The sequence below is a fragment of the Streptomyces sp. NBC_01515 genome, from assembly GCF_045040345.1.
Classification (GTDB): Bacteria; Actinomycetota; Actinomycetes; order Streptomycetales; family Streptomycetaceae; genus Streptomyces.
Map to the genome: position 1 here is coordinate 9,757,307 of NZ_CP109416.1, position 16,913 is coordinate 9,774,219.

The window sequence follows — 16,913 nt, forward strand, 5'->3', positions numbered from 1 at the left end:
TGACGGACATGTACGCAGCTCTCCGGACGGCGCCGCGCCGCCCCGCGGGCTGCGTACTGCCGTGTGTGAACCCTCTCGTCGCGGACCGTGCCGTCGATCTGCTGCGCGTCAACAGCGCACTGTGTACCGCGTGTACCGCCCCGGGCTTCGCCCGCTGTCGAGGCTGACGACTTCTCCCAGCCCTCGCGTTCCGCGTTCCTGACGAACACCGCCCGTGCGGTGTGCCGTTGTCCGCCCAGCCCCCGGTCCTGTGTGTTCCTCACCTCGTGCGACGCGTCAGCCTCGCCCGGGTGTCGCGACCCGGGGTGTCCGACTTCCGCCGGAGCCCTCCATGACTGAACCCCCGGGCACCACCGTGTCCCTGGCCGCCGCGCCGTCCGCCGACGCACCGTCAAAACCCCTGACAGCACAGCGAGTTCAGCCGCTGCGCCGGCCCGGCCGGTGGATCGTCACCCTGGTCGTGCTGGTGCTGGTCGCCCAGTTCATCCACGGACTGGTCACCAACTCCTTCTACCAGTGGGACCGCTTCGGCTACTGGTTCCTGCGCCCGACGATCCTCGACGGACTCGTCATCACCCTCGAAGTAGCCGCGCTGAGCGCCGTGTTGGGCCTTCTCGGGGGCATCCTGCTCGCCCTGGCCCGGCTCTCGAGGAGCCCGGTACTGCGCGCGGCGAGCTGGACCTATGTATGGGCCCTGCGCTCGATCCCGCTCATCGTGGTGCTGATCTTCCTCTACAACTTCAGCGCCCTGTACCAGACCCTCAGCATCGGCGTCCCCTTCGGCCCCGCCTTCTTCTCCTTCGACGAGTCGAAGCTCGCCACCGACATGGCCGTCGCCGTCGTCGGCCTCAGCCTCAACGAGGCGGCCTACGCGGCGGAAGTGGTCCGCGGCGGCATCCTCTCCGTCGACCAGGGCCAGCACGAGGCGGCCTCCGCCCTCGGCCTCCCCAAGGGCTACCAGTTCAGGAAGATCGTCTTCCCACAGGCGCTGCGCTCCATCACCCCGAACTACGTCAACCAGCTGATCGGCCTGATCAAGAGCACCTCCCTGGTCTTCTACGTCTCGCTGCTCGACCTGTTCGGCTCCGCGCAGACGATGGGCTCCACCTACCCCGGCGACATCGTGCCGCTGCTCCTGGTCGTCACCGTCTGGTACCTGATCCTCACCAGCGTCGTGTCCGTCATCCAGTTCTACGTCGAGCGGCACTACGCCCGGGGCGCCACCCGCTCCCTGCCGCCGACCCCGATCCAGAAACTCCGCACCGGTGTCACCGACCTGCGGGCCCGCATCCGCAGGGAGGCCGCCGTATGACCACCAACACCGTCGAACCGCTGGCGGACATCACACCCGCCGCCGTAGAGGTGCACGACGTCCACAAGTGGTACGGCGCCCACCGGGTGCTGGACGGCGTCGACCTGACCGTGCGGCCCGGCGAGGTCACCGTGATCCTCGGCCCGTCCGGCTCCGGCAAGTCCACGCTGCTACGGGTCATCAACCACCTGGAGAAGCCCGAGATCGGCTACGTCAGCGTCAACGGCGAGCTGATCGGAGTGCGGCAACAGGGCGGCAGGCTCAAGGAGTTGAGCGAGCGGGCCATCCTCGCGCAGCGCGGCCGGATCGGGTTCGTCTTCCAGAACTTCAACCTCTTCCCGCACCTGACCGTCCTCGACAACGTCGCCGCCGCCCCGGTCGCCACCGGCCGGCTCGGCAAGCCCGAAGCCCTCGAACTGGCTAGGGAGTTGCTCGGCCGCGTCGGGCTCGCCGAGAAGACCGGCGCCTACCCCAGGCAGCTCTCCGGCGGCCAGCAGCAGCGCGTGGCCATCGCACGCGCCCTCGCCCTGCGCCCCGGCGTCATCCTCTTCGACGAACCGACCTCCGCCCTCGACCCCGAACTCGTCGGCGAAGTCCTCGCCGTCATCAAGGACTTGGCGACCAGCGGTACCACCCTCGTCATCGTCACCCACGAGATCGGCTTCGCCCGCGAGGTCGCCGACCGGGTCGTCTTCATCGACGGCGGGAAGATCGTCGAGCAGGGCCCGCCCCACGAGGTCCTCGACAAGCCACAGCACGAACGGACCAGGGACTTCCTCAGCAAGGTCCTCTGAGCCCCACCCGCACGTCCCCCTTCAGAACCCCCGCACTTCCACCTTCAGCAGCCCTCAACACCGAGCCTAGGAACAGCCATGTCTACGCCCAGCCTTCGCAGCAGACTCACTCGCGGACTCACCGCGGGAACCGTCCTCGCCTCCCTCGCCGGCGGTCTCGCGGCCTGCGGCGGCGACAGCGACGCGGCCACCACGTCCGGCAGCGCCGCCTCCGGCACTGTCACCGTGGGGGCTCTCTCCAACGGCGCCGCCAAGGAGACGACACTCAAGGTCGCCGAAGTGAAGTCGATCAGCGCCGAGTTGCCCAAGTCCGTGGCGAAGAGCGGCACGTTGGAGATCGGCGTCGGCTTCCTGCCCGCGGGCTCCCCGCCGCTCGGCTACGTCGGTTCGGACCAGAAGACCCTCACCGGTTCGGAGACCGACATCGCCCGCCTGGTCGCCGCCGTCCTCGGCCTCAAGCCCGAGCTGAAGAACTCCACTTGGGAGAACCTCTTCATCGGCCTGGACAGCGGCAAGGTCGACGTCGCCTTCTCCAACGTCACCGACACCGAGGAGCGCAAGGCGAAGTACGAGTTCGCCTCCTACCGCGAGGACAACCTCGGCTTCGCGGTGAAGGCGAGCAACACCTGGAACTTCGGCGGCAGTTACGAGAACCTCGCCGGCAAGACCGTCGCCGTGGGCGCGGGCACCAACCAGGAGCGGATCCTCCTGGAGTGGAAGAAGAAGCTGGCCGCCGAAGGCAAGAAGGCGCTCACCGTCAAGTACTTCCAGGACAACAACAGCACCTACCTCGCGCTGGCCTCCGGGAAGATCGACGCCTACCTCGCCCCGAACCCCTCGGTCGCCTACCAGGTCTCCTCGACCAAGGGCACGGCGAAGGCCGTCCGCAACGCGGGCACGTACTCCGGCGCCGGATCCTCCCTCCAGGGCCTGATCGCGGCCACCGCGAAGAAGAACAGCGGCCTCGCCAAGCCGCTCGCGGACGCCATCAACTACCTGATCAAGAACGGCCAGTACGCCAAGTGGCTGGCCGCCTGGAACCTCTCCAACGAGGCCGTCGCCAAGTCCGAGGTCAACCCGCCCGGACTGCCGCTCAGCGACTCCTGACCCACCCTCTCGGCCAGGGGACCCCGCCACGTCACGGCGGGGTCCCCACCCGCGCGACCAGTACTGGAGCCGTCACCCGATGTCTTCCACCGCCAGTATCGAAACCACCACGTCCACGTCCCACGTCCTGGACAACCCGGCCTGGGCCGCGCTCACCGGCCCGCACGCCCACTTCGCCGAGCGCGTCGGCCGCGCCGCCCGCTACCCCGTCGACGTGGCCGGCTTCAACGCCATCACCGACAACGACGACCCGCGCGCCTGGGCCGACCTGGCCACCCTCGTCGGCCCCGGCGGCACCGCCGCGGTGCGCGGGGTGAGCGAGACCCCGGACGGCTGGGAGATCGTCCGTTCCGGACAGGGTGTCCAACTCGTGGACACCGGGCTGCGGGCCGAGCCCGACCCCGAGGCCGTACGCCTCGGCCCCGACGACGTACCCGAGATCCTCGACCTGGTCGCCCGCACCGAACCCGGCCCCTACCTGCCCCGCACCGTCGAACTGGGCACTTATCTCGGCATCCGGCACGAGGGACGCCTGATCGCGCTGGCCGGCGAACGCCTCCACCCGCCCGGCTGGACCGAGATCAGCGCCGTGTGCACCGACCCCGACCACCGCGGCCGGGGCCTGGCCACCCGCCTGGTCCGCGCGGTCGCCGCCGGCGTCAAGGAACGCGGCGAGCACCCCTTCCTGCACGCCGCGGCCACCAACACCGGCGCGATCCGGCTGTACGAGTCGATCGGCTTCACGCTGCGCGCCCGCACGGTCTTCTCGCTCGTCCGGCGCACCGGTCCGATTGCCGCCGCCGATCCGGAAGAAACGGCATAGCCGTGCCGTTGCCCCTTATGAAGCCGGATTCCATGGAGGTGGAGCACATGTGTGGCGCGTCCATCGTCCATGTGCGTCTCACCACGCGGCCCCACATCGACCTGCTGCGCACGGCCGGCGCGCTCTGTTGCTCCTGACCCGTTGCCCCAGCCGCTGTATCCGTCACTGAACGGTCGGCGATCTCGTACGGATCTCCAGGAAGGCACCACCGTGTCCCCAACCAGCTCCACCCCCCTGCATCTCGCCGTCGCCCTCGACGGCACCGGCTGGCACCCGGCCTCCTGGCGCGAGCCGGTGGCCCGGCCCCGGGACCTGTTCACCGCCGCGTACTGGGCCGACCTGGTCGCCGAGGCGGAGCGCGGGCTGCTCGACTTCGTGACCTTCGAGGACGGCCTCGGCCTCCAGACCTCGCACTACGGCGAGCTGGACGGCCGCACCGACCAGGTCCGCGGCCGCCTCGACGCCGTACTCGTCGCGGCCCGCATCGCACCGCTCACCAGCCACATAGGCCTGGTCCCGACGGTGGTGTCCACGCACACGGAGCCGTTCCACATATCCAAGGCGATCGCCACCCTCGACTACGTCAGCACCGGCCGCGCGGGCCTGCGCGTGCAGCTCTCCGCCCGCCCGCACGAGGCCGACCACTTCGGACGGCGCACCTTCGAGCCGATCAGCCTGGAGAGCCTGCGCACCGAGGCCGGACAGGAGCGGCTCACCGAGCACTTCGACGAGGCCGCCGACTACATCGAGGTCGTCCGCCGCCTCTGGGACAGCTGGGAGGACGACGCCGAGATCCGGGACATCGCCACCGGCCGTTTCGTCGACCGCGACAAGCTGCACTACATCGACTTCGAGGGCCGCCACTTCAGCGTCAAGGGCCCCTCCATCACGCCCCGGCCGCCGCAGGGCCAGCCGGTCGTCAGCTCCCTGGCCCACCAGACGATCCCGTACCGGCTGGTCGCCCGCGCCACCGACGTCGGCTACGTCACCCCGCACGACACCGACGACGCGCGCGCGATCGTCGCGGAGATCCGCGCCGAGCAGCAGACCGCGGGCCGCGCCGGCGAACTCCTCCACATCTTCGGCGACTTGGTGGTCTTCCTCGACGACGACGAGGCCACGGCGGTTGTCCGCCGCGAACGCCTCGACGCCCTCGCGGGCGAGCCGTACACCAGCGACGCCCGCATCTTCACCGGCACCCCCGCCCAACTCGCCGACCTGCTCCAGGAGTTGCAGACGGCAGGCCTGACCGGCTTCCGGCTGCGGCCCGCCGTCGCAGGACACGACCTCCCGGCGATCACACAGAAGCTGGTCCCCGAACTCCAGCGCCGGGGCGCCTTCCGCCAGGCCTACGAGGCCGACACCCTGCGCGGACTGCTGGGGCTCGCCCGCCCCGCCAACCGCTACGCCGCTGCCGCAGCCACCGCCTGAGCCGGAGGGACCGTACGACATGAGCAAGCCCCTGAAGCAGATCCACCTGGCCGCCCACTTCCCCGGTGTCAACAACACCACCGTGTGGAGCGACCCCGCGGCCGGCAGCCACATCGAGTTCAGCTCCTTCGCGAAGTTCGCCCGCACCGCCGAACGCGCCAAGTTCGACTTCCTCTTCCTCGCCGAGGGGCTGCGGCTGCGCGAACAGGGCGGAAAAATCTACGACTTGGACGTCGTCGGCCGCCCCGACACCTTCACGATCCTCGCCGCGCTCGCCGCCGTCACCGAACACCTCGGCCTGACCGGCACCATCAACTCCACGTTCAACGAGCCCTACGAGGTGGCCCGCCAGTTCGCCAGTCTCGACCACCTCTCCGACGGTCGCGCGGCCTGGAACGTCGTCACCTCCTGGGACGCGTTCACCGGCGAGAACTTCCGGCGCGGCGGCTTCCTGCCGCAGGACGAGCGCTACTCCCGCGCCAAGGAGTTCCTCGCCACCACCCAGGAACTCTTCGACTCCTGGCACGGTGACGAGATCGTCGCCGACCGGGCGAGCGGCACGTTCCTGAGCGACGCCAAGGCCGGTGCCTTCGTCCACCAGGGCCAACACTTCGACATCCAGGGCCAGTTCAACGTCCCGCGCTCCCCGCAGGGCCGCCCGGTGATCTTCCAGGCCGGCGACTCCGACGAGGGCCGTGAGTTCGCCGCGGCCGGCGCGGACGCCATCTTCAGCCGCTACAGCACCCTCGACGACGGCCAGGCCTTCTACACCGACGTCAAGTCCCGCCTCGCCAAGTACGGCCGCAGGTCGGACCAGTTGCTCATCCTCCCGGCCGCGACCTTCGTCCTCGGCGACACCGACGCCGAGGCCGAGGACCTGGCCAAGGAAGTCCGCCGCCAGCAGGTCAGCGGCGCCACGGCCATCAAGCACCTGGAGTTCGTCTGGAACCGGGACCTGTCGTCCTACGACCCGGACGGCCCGCTGCCCGACATCGACCCGGACGTCAGCGACAACCACATCTCCAAGGGACGCGCCCAAGTCCGCATGTACCGGGACCCGTTGGCGACCGCCCGGGAATGGCGCGAACGGGCGGAGGCGAACGGCTGGTCCATCCGCGACCTGGTCATCGAGACCGGCAACCGGCAGGCCTTCATCGGCTCCCCGTCCACGGTCGCGAAGACCATCAACGACTTCGTGCAGGCCGACGCCAGCGACGGCTTCATCCTCGTCCCGCACATCACGCCGACCGGCCTCGACCCGTTCGCGGACAAGGTGGTCCCGCTGCTCCAGGAACAGGGCGTCTTCCGCACCGAGTACGAGGGCCCGACCCTGCGCGACCACCTCGGCCTCACCCACCCGGACGACGTGCGCGAGGAACGGGCGGCCTCGTGAAGTTCCTCGCGATCACCCTCATCGTCCACCGCCCGGACCCGACGACCGGCATACAGAAGTCGACGCACGAACGCTTCCGCGAAGTCCTCGACAACGCCCTGCTGGCCGAGGAGTTGGGCTTCGACGGCTTCGGCGTGGGGGAGCGGCACGAGCGGCCCTTCATCTCGTCCTCGCCGACGGTGGTCCTGAGCCACATCGCCGCACTCACCCGCCGCATCCGCCTTTTCACAGCGGTCACCACCCTGAGCCTCCTCGACCCGGTCCGCGCCTACGAGGACTACGCCACGCTCGACCATCTCTCCGGCGGACGCCTGGACTTGATCATCGGCAAGGGCAACGGCACCGCCCAGCGCGAGCTGTTCCACGTCACGCCCGAGGACCAATGGGAGCGCAACGCCGAGAGTTACGAGGTGTTCCGGCAGCTCTGGCGCCAGGACAAGGTGACGGCGAAGACGCGCTTCCGTCCGGAACTGAAGGACGCGGAGGTGTGGCCGAAGCCGTACCAGCAGCCCATCCGGGTCTGGCACGGCAGTGCGACGAGCAAGGAGAGCGTCGACCTGGCCGCCCGCTACGGCGACCCGCTGTTCTCCGCGAACGTCACCAACCCCATAGAGCCCTATGCCGAGTTGATCCGCTACTACCGCGAACGCTGGGAGCACTACGGCCACAACCCGGCGGACATCGCGGTCGGCGCGGGCACGGCCGGCCTCTACGTCGCTCCGACGACCCAGGAGGCGCTCGCCGTCTACCGGCCGATCTTCGAGAGCAACCTCGCCTTCCAGAAACAGGTGGGCCTGCCCGTTGTCTTCGAGACCCTGGAGGACTACGTCGAGCGCAGCTCCGCGCTGATCGGCAGCCCGCAGCAGGTCATCGACAAGGTGCACCGCTACCACGAGCAGTTCGGCCACACGGTGCTCCATCTCCACGCGGACGCCGCCGGCTTGACGGACCGTCAGCACAAGGACTCGCTCGAACTGTTTCAGTCGGCGGTGACTCCCGTGCTGCGCAAGGACATCCCGGACCCGCCGTTCGCCTGGGGACCGGTCCTGCCCGAGCCCGTACCCGCCGACCACTGAGGAGTGAGCGAGCACATGTCCATCCCCCTCGGCGTCCTCGACCTGGTCCCGATCTCCTCCGGCTCCACAGCGCCCGAGGCTCTCCGCAACTCCATCGAACTCGCGCGCCGGGCCGAGGAGTTCGGGTACACCCGCTACTGGTTCGCCGAGCACCACCTCAACCCGGGTGTCGCGGGCACGTCCCCCGCGGTGGTCCTGGCGCTGACGGCTTCCGCCACCTCCACGATCCGGCTCGGCTCCGGCGCCGTACAACTCGGCCACCGCACCGCGCTGTCCACGGTCGAGGAGTTCGGCCTGATCGACGCGCTGCACCCCGGCCGCTTCGACCTGGGCCTGGGCCGCTCCGGCGGACGTCCGTCGCCCCCGCTGCCGGCGGCGACCCCGATCGTCGACGGCCGGGCCCCCAACGGCCTGCGCATCCCGCCCCGCTTCTCCTTCGAGCGCCTCCTCGGCTCACCCAGGATCGCCCTCCAGCACAAGCTGCTCCTGCTGCCCGATGCGAAGTCCCAGGACTACGCCGAGCAGATCGACGACGTCCTCGCCCTGCTGGCCGGCACCTACCGTTCACCGGAGGGCGTCGAGGCCCACGTCGTGCCGGGCGAGGGAGCCGACGTCGAGGTGTGGATCCTGGGCAGCAGCGGCGGCACGAGCGCCGAGGTCGCGGGCCGCAACGGCCTCCGCTTCGCGGCGAATTACCACGTCAGCCCGGCCACCGTCCTTGAGGCGGCGGACGGTTACCGCGCCGCGTTCCAGCCCTCCGACACCCTCGACAAGCCGTACGTCACCGTCTCCGCCGACATCGTCGTCGCCGAGGACGACGAGACGGCACGCGAACTCGCCACCGGCTACGGCCTGTGGGTGCGCTCCATCCGTACGGCAGAGGGCGCCATCCAGTTCCCGGCACCGCAGGAGGCCCGCGCCCACGTCTGGACCGACGAGGACCGCGAGCTGGTCCAGGACCGCGTCGACACCCAGTTCGTCGGATCGCCCGGCCATGTCGCCGACCAACTGGAACAACTCCAAGAGGCCACGGACGCCGACGAGTTGCTCATCACGACCATCACCCACGACCACACGGACCGGGTGCGGTCTTACGAGCTGCTTGCCCAGGAATGGAGCCGGCGGGGTCACTCCTCCCAGTCGAGCTGATGCTCCGGGGTCCCCACCGACCGCTTCGGCGCGGCCCGCTCCATGGCCGGGCCGGAGCGGACCTGCTCTCTGCCATGATCGATGCCATGGACGTCCGTATCGAACCCGCCGATGTCACCGACCTCCACCAGGTCCTGGAGGACCACGCACGCTACTGGGGAGAGCGGGACCTTCGCGCCCTCCATCTCACCGCGCTGGTGCAGGAGTTCGGGTCCACCTGTCTGGTCGCCCGTGCCGACGACGGCATCCGTGGATACCTCTTCGGGTTCGTCACGCCCGACCACACCGGATACGTCCACCTGGTGGCGACCCGGGACGACGCGCGCGGCACCGGTCTCGGACGGAGTCTCTACTCGGCCTTTATCGAGGCCGCCGCACGGCAGGGCGCGGTCCGCCTGAAGGCCATCACCTCGGTCACCAACGGGGGTTCGATCGCCTTCCATCGCTCGCTCGGTTTCGACGCGCGCATCGTGGAGGACTACGACGGTCCGGGCAGGCCCCGCGTCGTCTTCACCCGTGAGCTGCCGCCCCGCTAGCGCCGCACAGGTCCAGCAGGCGCCGTCCGCTCTCCCCGGCGAACCACTCCGCGTGGCCCACGTAGTACTCGTACGCCAGCCGGGTGTTCTCCGCCGACCGCGTCACGCCGTGGAAGTAGCCCAGCTCGGAGAGCGCGAACTCGGCGTGGACCAGGGGGAGCAGAGCCGGGAGCGCCTTCGACTCGGTGGGGCTGAGCGGGCGTACCGACCGATAGCCGTCCAGCAGTGCGAGCGCGTCCGTCTCGCAGACCGGGAAGCCGGGCTGGAGCCACTGGACGGTGTTGCGCTCGATGGCCGTGGCCAGGTCGTGCACGGCGGTTGTGCGGTCGCTCATGCCGAAGTCGAGGGCCGTCGCGACCGAACCGTCCTCGTTCCAGAGGAGGTTGGAGGCGTGCCAGTCGTTGTGGGTCCAGAGAGGGGTGAGGCCCGGGAGGTGCGGCGCCAGTTCCTCGTAGAGCGGGAGCAGGGCGCGGCGGGTGTCCTCCCGCCAGGGGAAGTCCGCGAGTCCCTTTGCCAGTTGGGGGCGTTCCTCGACGTAGCGTTCCAGCTCCGCCTGTGGGTCGTCCGAGGCGAACACCGTGAACGACGCGACCAGCGGCTGTACTTGGCGGCGCGGTGCGTCGAAGCCCTCCGCCGCCAGGTGTAGGCGGGCCAGTGCCTCGCCGGCCGCCCTCGCGTGGGCGGGGGAGCGGAACGGGGACCAGGACAGGGCGTCGCGGTAGAGGTCGGTGCCGACTCCGGCGGAGTGCACCTCGTACGTCCACTCGCCGCGCGTCGTCGCGTCCAACACCTCGACGACCGGGGCGCCGTGCCGCCGCAGGTGTCGTAGGAAGGCGTGTTCCTCGGCCAGGCCCTCCGGCGTGCGGACGGAGGTGTGGTGGCGTTTCACGAAGAGGCGGCGGTTGGACCGTTCCACGACGGCCGCCGCGGACAGGGGGCGCGGGCTGCGCCACACCACCCGGGCCGGGCCCACGATGTCGGTGACCTCGGTGTCCGTCAGGGGTGGCCAGTCGGGTTCGACCGGGTCGTTGCCCAGACCGTGGGAGAGGTGTGAACTCACGCTGTCCGCACCGCCGTTGTGCCGCGCAGGGCGTCCAGGACGCGGCGTTCGGTCGTGGCGAAGTCCGGGTTCGTGAAGTCGTCGGCGCCGCGCGGGCGGGCCAGCGGGACCTCGACGCGGTCGACGATCGTGGCCGGGCGCGGGGACAGGACGTGCACGGTGTCCGCGAGCAGGACCGCCTCGCGGATGTCGTGGGTGACCAGGACCACGGTCCAGCGGTGGCGTTGCCACATGCCGGCCAGCCACAGCTGCATCTCGGTCCGGGTGAGGGAGTCGAGCGCGCCGAAGGGTTCGTCGAGCAGCAGGACCGGTCGCTCCAGAACCACCGTACGGAGCAGGGCCGCTCGTTGCCGCATGCCGCCGCTGAGCTGGGACGGGTACGCCTTCTGGAAGCCGTCGAGACCGAAGTCCGGGAACAGGGCGTCGGCCCGGCGCCGTGCCTCCTTCTTCCCAACTCCCTGTGCCTCAAGGCCCAGTGCCGTGTTGTCCAGCACGGTCCGCCAGGGGAACAACAGGTCCTTCTGCGGCATGTACGCCACCTTGCCGGACTCGACCCCGGCCGGTTCGCCCTCCACCAGGACCCGGCCCGTCGTGGGGCGGTCCAGCCCGGAGACCAGGTTGAACAGGGTGCTCTTGCCGCTGCCGCTCGGGCCGATGACGGCCGCGAACTCGCCGGGTTCCACGGCCAGTTGGAGGTCCCGGAGAACCTCCAACTGCCCGAAGGACTTGCCGACGCCCTCGATACGCAGACTGCTCATGACGACGTGTCCTCCTTCAACGCCCGCTCCCACGGGAGTACCAGCCGTTGCAGCAGATAGGTCGCCCCGAACAGGGCGATGCTCAGCGCCGCCGTCACCGCGACCGCCGCGAACACCAAGTCGGTGCGGAACGCGCTCTTCTGCGCCTGCATGTAGATCCCGAGACCCGCCTCCGCGCCCGCGTACTCGGCGAACACGGCGCCGACGACGGCGTAGGTGATGCTCACGCGCAGCCCGGCGAAGAAGTACGGCATCGCGCTCGGGACCCGGACCAGCCGGAACGTCCGCCAGCGGCCCGCGCCCAGCGAGCGCAGCAGCCGCATCGCCTCGCGGTCGGTCGCCGCGAAGCCGGCGGCGAGGTTGGCGGCGAGCGGGAAGAACGTCGTCAGGGTCACCACCAGCATCTTCGGCAGCAGTCCGAAGCCGAACCAGATGATCAACAGCGGTGCCACGGCCACGATCGGGATGGTCTGCGAGGCGACGAGCAGCGGGTACAGGCCCCGGCGGGCCGCCGAGGAGAAGTCGAGGAGGACGGCGACCAGCCACGCCGCCGCGAACGACAGCGCGAAGCCGAGCAGCGTCTCCTGGAGGGTGGGGAGCGTCTGGTCCCACAGGTCGTGGCGGTTCAGCCAGCCCTGCTCCACGACCCGGGCGGGGGAGGGGAGCGTCGTGGGATCGACACCGGCGGCGGTGACGTACAGCTGCCAGCCGCCGAGGACCACGGTCAGGACGAGGAGCGGCGGCCACAACGACCGCAGGAGCGGCCTCACTTGGCGTCCGGGAGATAGGCGTTGGTGAAGAACGTCGACGCCTTCGGGCTCGACGTCAGCTTCTTGCCGTTCGCGTCGACCAGCAGGCCCGCCTTGTACTCGAAGTCCGCGAAGGCCTGCCAGCGTGCGGCGCTCTGCGTGCCGATCGAACCGTCCGCGCCCTTGTAGTACTCCTTGGCCAGCAGCGCCTCGCTCTCCTTCACCAGCTTGGTGTTGGTGAGGACGCTCCTGTTGGCGGAGATGAGCAAGTCGGCTGCCTGGGACGGGTGTTCGGCGGAGTAGCGGTAGCCCTTGTCGACGGCGGCGAGGAACTTCTTCGCGACCTCCGGGTTCTTCTTCAGGAACTGGTCCGAGGACGCGACGAGGGTCGAGTAGATCGCCGGGAAGCCGTAGTCGGAGAGCTGGAAGTTCTTCAGCGGCTTGCCGCTCAGCTTCGCCTCCAGGCCCTCCCAGGTCGGCATCGGCATCGCGAAGTCGGCCTGGCCCGCGTAAAGCGCCGCGTACGCCGAGGTGTTGAGGGTGACCTGCTTGAAGTCGCCCTTCCCGCCCGCGTTCTGGATCACCTTCTGCAGCAGCGGCTTCTCGTACGGGGCGCCGAAACCGGCGTACGTCTTGCCGTCCAGGTCCTTCGGCGTGGTGATGTCGTCGCGGTCGGCGCGCACGGCGATCGTCACGTCGGTCTTCTGCGTCACGGCGTAGACGGAGGTGATGTCCTGGCCCGCCGCACGGGCGGTGGTGATGCCCTCCTGGTACGAAATCCCGAAGTCCGCCTTGTGGTTGGCGATCAGCGTCTCGGGCGCCGTCGAGCCGTAGGGCACGATCTTGACGTTGATCCCGGCGGCCTTGAACCAGCCCTTGGCCTGGGCGACGTAGATCCCGGTGTGGTTGGTGTTGGGCGTCCAGTCCAGGGCGAGGGTGACGGTCGTGGTGCCGTCCTTCGTGGCGGCCGTGGAGTCGGCGGAGCAGCCGGTGACGGCGAGGAGGGTGGCCGCGGCTAGGGCGGAGAGGGCGGTACGGCGATGCATGTCGGGTCCTTCGAGGGGTGGGAGGGCTGGTGGGTCGGGCCGGTCACGGCCGACACAGCGCGCTGCCCACCCGCATGAAGTCGACGGCGAGACGCCGGGTCAGCGTCCGTGCCTGGCAGGCCAGGGCTCTCATGTGGCCACGTCCAGCAGGCCGTTGGTGAAGGACCTCGCCCAGTCGTGGTCGTCCGGGATCGCGCCGTTCTCGGCGAGCCAGTGCGCGTACGGGCCCATCCGGCCCTCGTCGATCACGCCCCAACGGCCGTCCGTGTCCGTCCAGGTGGGCGCGATCAGTGCCAGGGAACGGGCGATCAGCGGGCGCGGGAAGTACGGGATGACCCGCTCCAGCAACTCCAGCGTGGCGTCCGGCTCTTGGGTGGCGGCGGCGTAGCCGCGAGCCGTCACGGCGAGGAAGTCCCGTACGAGAGAAGGGTGTTGGGTGAGCAGGTCCTCGTTCGTGCCGAGCAGGTAGCTGTGGTAGCGCGGGGCGCCGATCTCGTCGACCGGCCAGGTCAGCCGCTGCTCCTCGGGCAGATCGCCGCGCAACGCGTCCCAGGACCAGTAGTTGCCGAAGGTCGCGTCCGCCTCGCCCGCCGCGATGTCGTCCACGGTCAGCTCGCGACTGCCCGCGTCCACGCCGATCACGGCGTCCGGGTCACCGCCGTCGGCCGCCACCAGGTGGCGCACCATGGCCCGGCCGCGCGGGGTCGGGTTGTAGGCGATACGGCGGCCGGCCAGCTCGCGGGGGCGGGTGATCCCGGTCGACGTGGTGGTCTGGATCGCCTCCAGACCCCGGTGATTGATCGCGGACACGGCGATCAGCGGCTGGCCGTGCTCCGCGCGCCGGGCGAGCAGCCGGTTCGGCGGGAAGATCCCGAAGTCCACCTCGCCCCGGGCCAGGTACTCCAGCGTGTCCCCGCGTCCCGGATCCTGGACCACCAGCTCGACATCCAGACCGGCCTCGGCGTACCAGCGGCGGGCGCGGGCGACGTACAGACCGGCTGAATTCGGCCAGGGGTGGAAATAGTCGAGCATGACCCGTATGTGCGGCATGGGGGTACTCCGGAATATGCGCAGGCGTGACGGCGCCTGAAGGGAGAGGGAGAGGTGCGCGGAGGCGGTGGATCAGTGCATGCGACGACAACAGGAGCGGCGCGCCGGGGTGTTGACCACCGGAGGCATGGGCTCGACTGTTGTAGACACGTGAACTCCTACGCGGGCGCTGAGGCGCGAGTGGTGCGGTCGGCGTCCCCATGGGGGCCGGACTCTCGACGAGCCGGTCCCAGACGCCCTCTCAGCCCAACCGGGTAGGGGCTCCCGCGTAGATGGCCGAACGATAACCGCACTACCCGGATTCTGTGCAAGCTGGGTCCGATATCTGAGACGGTCCTGCCCGAGGGGTGAGACGCCCAGTCCGCGGGCGTACGATCGGCCGCCATGACCACCTCCCTGCTGCCCGGCCCGCTGGTCGACGACACCTGGCTCGCCGCGCATCTCGACGATCCCCGGCTGGTCGTCCTCGACGCCACCGCGCTCCTGCCCTCACCCCGCGAGGACGGCGACTACCGCTCCGCGAGCGGGCACGGGACCTGGGCCGAACGGCACCTGCCCGGATCGCGACACGCCGACCTGACCGGCGACCTCTCCGACCACGAGGCGCCGTACCACTTCGCCGTGCCGTCCCCCGAGGCCCTCGCCGCCGCACTGGCCCGGCTGGGCGTGGGGGAGGGCAGCGAGGTCGTCTCCTACGACAGCGGCGGCGGCATCTGGGCGGCGCGGCTGTGGTGGATGCTGCGGGCGATCGGGGTACCGGCGGCGGTCCTGGACGGCGGTCTCGAAGCGTGGGCTGCGGCCGGCCGTCCGCTGGCATCAGGCGACGACACCGACCCGGCGACGGCTGGGCGGGCGGGGCCTTCGGTCGTGGCGTCCGCCGACGCGGCCGGGGCTCTTGGACCGGTCCCGGCCGTCCGGCCCGTGACACCCGTCGTCCGTCCGGACCTGTGGGCCGGCATCGAGGACGTGGCCGCCATCAGCCGCGGCGAACGCCCCGGCACCCTCGTGTGCGCCCTTCCCACCGGCGGCTACGACGGCTCGGCCCCGACGCGCTACAGCCGTCGCGGCCACATCCCGGCCAGCCGCAGCCTCCCGGGCCGGGGTCTCCTCGACGAGGCCGGACACGTGCTGCCCACGGACGAACTCGCCGCGCGGGTCGGCGCGGTCCTCGACACCGAGGACTCACCGGTCGTCCTGTACTGCGGCGGCGGCATCTCGGCGGCGGGCGCCGCACTCGCGCTCACCCTGCTCGGCCGTACGGACGTGTCCGTCTACGACGGTTCGCTGGAGGAGTGGTCCAAGGACCCCGCACGGCCACTGGAGTTGGGGAACCAGGGCACAAGTGCCCCGCATGCCAGGTGAGTTGGGCATGGCGGCGTGGCCGAGGTTCGTATCCCTCCCCCGAAGGCTACGAACCTCGGCCGTTTCCCCCGGCGCCGGACAGTGGTCCGTCCGTCCGCGTGCGGCTGTACCCATGCTGAGTTACCAGCACATCACCGCGGTGTCCCCCGACCCCCACGTGGAGTACAGGCGCACACGGACGAAGTAGCGGCGGCCCTTGACGAGCCTGACCTTGAGTGTTGCGTTGTGCGGCGTGCCCCCGTCGTCCTGCCCGGCGAGGAAGCGCGGTTCGCCGTCCCGTTCCTCGAAGACCACGACGACCGTGTCGCTGTCCCCGAAGGCACCGACGGCGTACTCGCGCGTCTGTGTCGGCTCGATCGCGAAGTCGGCCTGCTCGCCCGGTCCCAGACGCAACGGCGCCGACCGGAAGGGCACCAGCTCGGCCGGCCGGGGAGGGCCGGCGGGCGGGTACCAGCGCAGGACGAACTCCTTGTCGGAGGGGGAGAGGCTGCCGTGCGGGTGCAGGCCCGTGCGGTACTCCTCCGGCTCCAGGATCAGCCCCGACGCGAACGGGAACTCCATGACCGACTGCGGGTCCCAGACGGAGCCGTTGACCTCGTCCGGGTCGAGCTGGCGCAGGATGTTGAAGCGGGTCCTGTCCCGGCTCCAGAAGTTCGGCGGGCCCGCCAACTCGGTGTAGACGGCCTCGTCGTCCCAGTGGATACCCGCGAACGGGCTCTGGTGCTCGTGCAGCAGCCCCAGCGCGTGCCCGATCTCGTGCAGGGCCGTACCGCGCTGTCCCGGTGCGGTCAGGTCCCAGCCGAAGTTCATGGTGCGGTCGGACAGACCGACCGTGAGCGCGTCGCGGCCCACCGCCGACCAGGCGCCGTCACCGGGCTGGAACCCGATGCGCAGCTCCGCCTCCGAACGGTCCCCCACCTCGGCGAAGCCGACACCGATGCCGAGGCCCCGCCACTCACGGAAGCACTCGCGTACGACGTCCTGCTGCTCCTTGGCGCCGGCCCACGGCACCCGCCGCATCTCGCCCGTCCCGGGGACCGGGATGACGGAGGTGTCGGTGGCGGCCGCGTTGTCGGCGTCGAAGAAGTAGTAGTGCAGGACTGTTCCGTTGACCCACATGCGGCTTCCGCCGATGAGCGCACTGCGTCGCTCGGCGGTCAGTCCCGGTGCGAACTCCGGGGCCGACTGCTGCGCGAGGGAGCAGTAGCGGGTGGTCATGCGAACCAGATTGCCGGTGACCGCTCGCGGGCGCCTGAGTCGAGGGCTA

17 protein-coding genes are annotated in these 16,913 nt (G+C 70.3%); 11 read left to right on the top strand and 6 right to left on the bottom strand.

Annotated elements, in window-relative coordinates; all coding sequences use genetic code 11:
• The first annotated feature begins 331 nt into the window (after positions 1 to 331).
• The 10 genes from OG407_RS43145 to OG407_RS43190 all read left to right on the top strand — a co-directional run bounded on the left by OG407_RS43145 (position 332) and on the right by OG407_RS43190 (position 9,621).
• Positions 332 to 1,312 carry an amino acid ABC transporter permease gene (locus tag OG407_RS43145; RefSeq protein ID WP_405865964.1) on the top strand — a complete coding sequence of 327 codons (981 nt, stop codon included), beginning with the start codon at positions 332 to 334 and terminating at the stop codon, positions 1,310 to 1,312.
• Positions 1,309 to 2,106 (top strand): amino acid ABC transporter ATP-binding protein, encoded by a 798-nt coding sequence (locus tag OG407_RS43150; protein WP_390164917.1) that lies wholly within the window; start codon positions 1,309 to 1,311, stop codon positions 2,104 to 2,106. The genes OG407_RS43145 and OG407_RS43150 overlap by 4 nt, the downstream gene beginning before the upstream one ends.
• 78 nt (positions 2,107 to 2,184) lie before the next feature.
• A complete protein-coding gene (locus tag OG407_RS43155; RefSeq protein ID WP_405865967.1) occupies positions 2,185 to 3,213 on the top strand; it encodes an ABC transporter substrate-binding protein in 1,029 nt (342 codons plus the stop codon).
• Between the two features lie 79 nt (positions 3,214 to 3,292).
• Positions 3,293 to 4,036 (top strand): GNAT family N-acetyltransferase, encoded by a 744-nt coding sequence (locus OG407_RS43160; protein WP_405865969.1) that lies wholly within the window; start codon positions 3,293 to 3,295, stop codon positions 4,034 to 4,036.
• A gap of 47 nt (positions 4,037 to 4,083) precedes the next feature.
• Positions 4,084 to 4,173, top strand: coding sequence for a putative leader peptide (locus OG407_RS43165; protein ID WP_403586951.1), 90 nt, complete (start codon positions 4,084 to 4,086; stop codon positions 4,171 to 4,173).
• Positions 4,174 to 4,246: 73 nt separating this feature from the next.
• Positions 4,247 to 5,467, top strand: a complete 1,221-nt coding sequence (locus tag OG407_RS43170) for an LLM class flavin-dependent oxidoreductase (RefSeq protein ID WP_405865971.1) — start codon at positions 4,247 to 4,249, stop codon at positions 5,465 to 5,467.
• A 19-nt stretch (positions 5,468 to 5,486) separates the two neighbouring features.
• Positions 5,487 to 6,860 carry an NtaA/DmoA family FMN-dependent monooxygenase gene (locus OG407_RS43175; protein ID WP_405865973.1) on the top strand — a complete coding sequence of 458 codons (1,374 nt, stop codon included), beginning with the start codon at positions 5,487 to 5,489 and terminating at the stop codon, positions 6,858 to 6,860.
• Positions 6,857 to 7,936, top strand: coding sequence for an LLM class flavin-dependent oxidoreductase (locus OG407_RS43180; RefSeq protein ID WP_405865975.1), 1,080 nt, complete (start codon positions 6,857 to 6,859; stop codon positions 7,934 to 7,936). Before OG407_RS43175 ends, OG407_RS43180 begins: the two co-directional genes overlap by 4 nt.
• A gap of 15 nt (positions 7,937 to 7,951) precedes the next feature.
• Positions 7,952 to 9,085: an LLM class flavin-dependent oxidoreductase gene (locus OG407_RS43185; protein ID WP_405865977.1), complete on the top strand. Its 1,134-nt coding sequence runs from the start codon at positions 7,952 to 7,954 to the stop codon at positions 9,083 to 9,085.
• 86 nt (positions 9,086 to 9,171) lie between these two features.
• Positions 9,172 to 9,621, top strand: coding sequence for a GNAT family N-acetyltransferase (locus OG407_RS43190; RefSeq protein WP_405865979.1), 450 nt, complete (start codon positions 9,172 to 9,174; stop codon positions 9,619 to 9,621).
• Here the strand turns inward: OG407_RS43190 and OG407_RS43195 are convergent.
• The 5 genes from OG407_RS43195 to OG407_RS43215 all read right to left on the bottom strand — a co-directional run bounded on the left by OG407_RS43195 (position 9,596) and on the right by OG407_RS43215 (position 14,284).
• Positions 9,596 to 10,681, bottom strand: a complete 1,086-nt coding sequence (locus OG407_RS43195; RefSeq protein ID WP_405865981.1) for a phosphotransferase enzyme family protein — start codon at positions 10,679 to 10,681, stop codon at positions 9,596 to 9,598. The two genes, OG407_RS43190 and OG407_RS43195, sit on opposite strands and share 26 nt — an antisense overlap.
• The gene (locus OG407_RS43200) at positions 10,678 to 11,439 is read right to left on the bottom strand and encodes an ABC transporter ATP-binding protein (RefSeq protein WP_403586176.1); all 762 of its coding nucleotides are present in this window, start codon (positions 11,437 to 11,439) and stop codon (positions 10,678 to 10,680) included. Before OG407_RS43200 ends, OG407_RS43195 begins: the two co-directional genes overlap by 4 nt.
• Positions 11,436 to 12,209: an ABC transporter permease gene (locus OG407_RS43205; RefSeq protein WP_405865983.1), complete on the bottom strand. Its 774-nt coding sequence runs from the start codon at positions 12,207 to 12,209 to the stop codon at positions 11,436 to 11,438. Before OG407_RS43205 ends, OG407_RS43200 begins: the two co-directional genes overlap by 4 nt.
• The gene (locus OG407_RS43210) at positions 12,206 to 13,234 is read right to left on the bottom strand and encodes an ABC transporter substrate-binding protein (protein WP_405865985.1); all 1,029 of its coding nucleotides are present in this window, start codon (positions 13,232 to 13,234) and stop codon (positions 12,206 to 12,208) included. The genes OG407_RS43205 and OG407_RS43210 overlap by 4 nt, the downstream gene beginning before the upstream one ends.
• 129 nt (positions 13,235 to 13,363) lie before the next feature.
• A complete protein-coding gene (locus tag OG407_RS43215) occupies positions 13,364 to 14,284 on the bottom strand; it encodes an ABC transporter substrate-binding protein (protein ID WP_405865987.1) in 921 nt (306 codons plus the stop codon).
• 384 nt (positions 14,285 to 14,668) lie between these two features.
• Between OG407_RS43215 and OG407_RS43220 the strand changes: the two genes are divergently transcribed.
• A complete protein-coding gene (locus tag OG407_RS43220; RefSeq protein WP_405865989.1) occupies positions 14,669 to 15,646 on the top strand; it encodes a sulfurtransferase in 978 nt (325 codons plus the stop codon).
• Between the two features lie 120 nt (positions 15,647 to 15,766).
• Here the strand turns inward: OG407_RS43220 and OG407_RS43225 are convergent, their stop codons facing one another.
• The gene (locus OG407_RS43225) at positions 15,767 to 16,864 is read right to left on the bottom strand and encodes a M12 family metallopeptidase (RefSeq protein ID WP_405865991.1); all 1,098 of its coding nucleotides are present in this window, start codon (positions 16,862 to 16,864) and stop codon (positions 15,767 to 15,769) included.
• Positions 16,865 to 16,913 lie beyond the last annotated feature (49 nt).